The organism is Bradyrhizobium sp. 197, from assembly GCF_023073375.1.
GTDB lineage: Bacteria > Pseudomonadota > Alphaproteobacteria > Rhizobiales > Xanthobacteraceae > Bradyrhizobium.
The window spans coordinates 1-4992 of record NZ_JADPJJ010000059.1; the positions used below are offsets into that span (position 1 = coordinate 1).

The following is a 4992-nucleotide window of genomic DNA, read 5'->3' on the forward strand; positions in this document are numbered from 1 at the left end:
CAAGAACCGTAACAGCGCGATCGACGAACGAACCACGCGGCATCCGGGATACGGCATGTCGCAATCACGCCGGGCGATGGTCGAGTGCATTTTCGGATGACCGACGAGGCAAGGAGCCCGTTGCGCCGGCGCATGATCGAAGACATGACGATCCGCAAGCTCGCGCCGAAGACCCAACATGACCACGTGCAAAGGGTCAAGAGTTTCGCTGCGTTCCTCGGGCGATCACCGGATACGGCGACCTTCGAGGATGTGCGCCGCTATCAGCTGCATCTGACCGCGAGCGGCGTCGGAGTTCCGACCATCAACCAGACCGTCTCGACGCTGCGGTTCTTCTTTCGGGTCACGCTGAAGCGCCGCGAGATCGTCGAGCATATCTTCCGCGACCGTGGACCGGCATGGCGACAGGCCCATGCCGGTCATGTCAGCCTCGACCAGTTGAAGGTGATGTCGGCGATCGAGAACTGCCGCACGGCAGCCCTCGGCGGCCAGGTCGAGCGATGCGAGGATTGTGCCCACCCACGTCATGATCGCGGTGGCGCGCCAACATCACAAAACCTGCGCATCAATTGCACCGGTCCTCGACCGGCAGCCAAATCGCTCGCCCCCGTAGCAACTTCGGCTACAGGCTTGTCAACAAATCGCCGCTCAACGCCGGTTCTGCCCATCCGATCAGACCCGCCAACCTTCTCGATCGCGTCCGCAAAACGCGTTCAACGAACCTCGCACACACACACACACCTCCAGCGACGAAATCCCCATAGCACCTGACGTGCCACCTCGCCCGACGTCCCGCGGTTCCCTCCTTTGGAGGTTTTCGTACGCCGGCCCCAGAGCGCGTGGCGCCATCATCGTGGGCCGGCATCCGAAAACCTTCACACAAGCGGAAGTCGCGCGCGGGCTGACCGGAAGAGGTCGTCCCTGGCGCCTGCCGGTCCCAGGATGCCACTGCTGTCGCCCCCCGGTTCATCCATTCTGATCGAGAATCTCTCGCACCCTTAGCGCTAGTTTCGCTTGAGAGATCGGCTTCTCCAGCAGATTGACGCCTTCATCAAGCCTTCCCTGGTGGACCACGGCATTGCGCGAATATCCGGTCATGTACAGTATCTTCAGACCAGGTCGAATTTGATGCGCGCGCCTCCCAAGCTCGCGACCATTGATCCCTGGCATGACCACGTCGGTGAGAAGAAGGTCCACCTTCGAGTCCTCCTGCAGAAGAATGGTCAGGGCGGCTTGAGCGCTCCGGGCTGAGAGGACGCGGTAGTTGAGATCGCGCAGGACGTCAGCGATATACGTGCGCAAGTCTTCGTCGTCCTCGACGACGAGAACGGTCTCGGCTATCTCACCCCCCGCGAGTTCCTCCTGTGCGATTTCCTCAGGTCGTGCACTCCCCGAGAAACGTGGAAAGTACATCTTGATCGTCGTGCCTTGCCCCACCTCGCTGTAGATTTTGGCGTGGCCTCCGGATTGTTTGACGAAGCCGTAGACCTGGCTCAGGCCAAGGCCAGTGCCGTGGCCCGGCTCTTTTGTGGTAAAGAAGGGTTCAAAGGCGTGACTGAGAACGTCCGGCGACATGCCGCCTCCGGTGTCGGTCACGCAAATGGCGACGTACTGACCGGGCGCGACTTCAGGATTGAGACGGCAGTAATCCTCGTCGGCGGCGATGTTGGCAGCTTCCAAGGTCAGCTTTCCGCCGCCAGGCATGGCGTCGCGAGCATTGATCGCCAGGTTGACGATGGCTGACTCCAGATGATTGGCGTCGGCCTCGATATGCCATAGACCCGCACTTCCGACGGTCTGGACTTCGATGCGCTCTCCGAGCGTACGCTGGAGGAATTCCTGCAGACCATTGATGTAGTTGTTCACGTTGATCGGCTTGGGATCGAGCGCCTGTCGGCGCGAAAAGGCAAGCAGGCGACTGGTCAACGCCGCGGCTCTCTGCGCGCCTCGTTTCGCATTCGCGAGCGCCCGATTCAGATTGGCTCCGGGCAACTTGGCGTGCCGTTCAGCTGTTTCCAGATTGCCAAGGACGATCATGAGCAGATTGTTAAAGTCGTGCGCGATCCCGCCGCTGAGTTGCCCAACCGCTTCCAGCTTTTGAGATGCGGCGAGTTGCTCCTGAACGTGCTTGAGCTCGTCTTCGGCTCGCTTCCGGTCCGTAACGTCGCGCGTGACTTTTGCAAACCCGACGATGTTTCCGGATTCGTCCGTGATACGATCGATGATGACCGATGCCCAAAAGCGGGAGCCATCTTTTCTCAGACGCCACCCTTCCGCTTCAAAGCGTCCGTGCTCTGCAGCCTCAGAAAGCGCACGTGTTGGCACACCAAGCTCGATGTCCTCGGGAGTATAAAAAGCGCTGAAATGCCGACCGACGATCTCCGGCGGCGCGTATCCCTTAATACGCTCCGCTCCGGGATTCCAGGTTGTCACGTTGCCGAACGGATCGAGCTGAAAGATCGCGTAATCGACCACGGCCTCGATCAGCTGGCGGTAGCGCCGCTCACTATTGAGAAGCTCTTGGTGGGCTTGTTGCCGCTCGGTGATGTCTCGTGTGACCTTGGCAAACCCGATCAGTTCACCGCCTTCATTTCGGATCGCATCGACGATCACCGATGCCCAGAAACGACCGCCATCCTTGCGAACTCTCCAGCCCTCGGCGCTGAAACGGCCTGTTTGCGCCGCGACGCTCAAGGCCCGCTGCGGCAGCCCTTTGGCGCGATCTTCCGGCGTATAGAAGGAAGCAAACGATTTTCCGATGATTTCGTCGGGTGTGTAACCCTTCAACCGCAGCGCACCAGAGTTCCAGCTGCGCACCGTGCCGTCGGCGTCGATCATGTAGATGGCATAGTCCACGATTCCGTCGATAAGCAGTTGAAGTCGCGCAGTATCTCCGATCCCGTCAAGTTTTGACTGAGGGCTTTGCAAAGGCGGGCTCCGATTGGGGAACACCAGTCAACCGTGCTGATAATGTATAGTTCCGCGAACTCGCAGCCTGTGGCAGAGACCCGGGCGGTTCAGAAGGCCGACATGGCGACCAAGCTGTTCAAGCACCTCGTCGGCGCGCCGTTGGGCCGCTTAGCTTAATGGTCGCGGTCGGCGGGGTAAGCCGGTGAGACAATCGAGGGCCATACGATCCCAATGACCGAGGTCGGCTGCAGCGCGATAGGTGCTCTCCAGGAAGGCCGTCAGCGCTACTTCTGGGTCAGCCGATTGTCTGACGACATCGTAAGGCAGAAGAAATTCCCCGAGCTTCGGGTCGAAGTACGCCCCATCGGGCATCACCTTGGCCTCCGCAAAATCTGTAGGAGCGGGATAGGCATAGGAATAAAAGGCCGCAAAATCCGTGCTGCCGCCGCCCGGCCAAAAACCCGCCGACGAGACTTCATGACTGTATGCTTCTTGGGTCACCTCGTCCGGCAAAGCCGGAATGCCACCCGGATGTAGGGGCGCGCGGCGTCCGGAGAAGCGCGTGACCGCTAGATCAAAGCTGCCCCAAAAGAGATGAACCGGACTAGCCTTTCCGATGAAGCCGGTTCGAAATCGGGTGAACACATTGTTGGCGAGCACCAGCGCCTCGAAGAACCTTGTCACGGCTGCAGCATCGTAGGGCCTGGTTTGCCGATCATCGCGAAAGGGGATGGGCGCTGACACCTCGCTGGGTCGGTCGTGAAGCTCCGGCGTGCCCCCAATTCCCCGAACGAGTTCGAGGAAATGTACATAGAAGTCAGCCACGGACATTGGTCCTAACGGAAGCTCAGCTCTCCGCCCGTCTGCTGCTTCTCCGATGACGACATGTTTCCGGAGATCAAGGGTGATCTCAGTGCCGGCCCCGTCCGGTACCAGCGAAGTCGTCAAGCCGCGTGTATTGACGTACAGGGTCGCATGCCAGGAATGGTTGAGCCAAGGCGTTCGTGCAAGTCGGTACTTACCCACGATCTGCGAATAGATATGGAGCGCGGAACATGTCTCGCGCCACTGCTCGAACGGGATGTATGGCCAGTTTGCGTTCACAGTGCTTCCTCCAACTAAGCTTCATCCGGTCGGTCACACAGCACCGAAATGATATGAGGCGAGGTCTCTTCGCTGCTCAAGGCCAGACGAAGAAACGCGAATAGGGCCGGTCTCCCATTGTGACGCCATATTGCGCCACGTCGCACCGAAGACGCTTGTGGCGCCAAGCGATCATGCGCCAAATTCCCATTGTCGGCTTTGGTCAGGCTTGGAACTAAGAGTTGGCTCGCGAGCCTATTCCGGTTTGTCACTAAATCAAGACACGGCGACCTTTGGCGGGCGAATCTTGCTAATCGTATACGCAAGACGCACCCTTGCCGGGGAGAACCGTCTTTCTCGAGCATCCAACGGTTGGATTCACACGGCCGCCCTGCGACGCGGGAGCAGGCGACAACCTGCTCTGACCAGGCTGTGTCGTACAGCCGCAAGTGGCTGCCGCTGGCGGCGACGACCATAGTCGGATCGAGCATGGCGTTCCTCGACGGAGCGCGATCAAAGATGAGCTTGATGCTAGATGAAGCCTCCCTGCCCTTTCAGACAAGTCGTAGATGTTTGCGCGCGAAAGAAGCGTAACGACCGCGGTTTCCAACCGTAGCTTTGGTCGACGCGCACAAAAATACGAGCCATTGTAATGAGGTTCGGCGGAGCGGTGATCCTCTGACCCTTGATAATTGGGGATTATCGAGGCAGATGCGCTCCACGCGCGCGAGCTCGTCGATATCGTGCTGATGTGGGCCTCATCCGGCCGATCAGACTCCCGTGGCGGGGCGTCCGTCAAGAGCGGCTCGCTCAGTTGAGCCCCCACGGAGCTTCCTGATGATCTCCCGCAGATCGCACAGGTACTCCTCGACTACGCGTTGGGCCTCCATGCGCGAAGGCGTCGTCCGTGAAGAACGCTAATTTCAGACCGGATTGATCGTCGGCCCCACGAAGAGAGCGCTGAGGATTTGGCGCAACAAAATCCTCAGCCAGCGGATC

At 59.6% G+C, this 4992-nt stretch carries 2 protein-coding genes and 2 pseudogenes; 2 read left to right on the top strand and 2 right to left on the bottom strand.

What is annotated here, in order from left to right; all coding sequences use genetic code 11:
- Positions 1 to 144: 144 nt before the first annotated feature.
- Positions 145 to 300: pseudogene (locus IVB27_RS14385) on the top strand (phage integrase N-terminal SAM-like domain-containing protein); the annotation flags it as partial.
- A gap of 48 nt (positions 301 to 348) precedes the next feature.
- A pseudogene (locus IVB27_RS14390) lies at positions 349 to 519 on the top strand (transposase zinc-binding domain-containing protein); the annotation flags it as partial.
- A gap of 447 nt (positions 520 to 966) precedes the next feature.
- Here IVB27_RS14390 and IVB27_RS14395 read toward each other — a convergent pair.
- Complete coding sequence (locus IVB27_RS14395) at positions 967 to 2928, bottom strand: hybrid sensor histidine kinase/response regulator (RefSeq protein WP_256468370.1); 1962 nt, start codon at positions 2926 to 2928, stop codon at positions 967 to 969.
- 150 nt (positions 2929 to 3078) lie between these two features.
- Entirely contained in the window at positions 3079 to 4014 is a 936-nt protein-coding gene (locus IVB27_RS14400) for a DUF5996 family protein (RefSeq protein WP_247444200.1), read from the bottom strand.
- Positions 4015 to 4992: the final 978 nt, after the last annotated feature.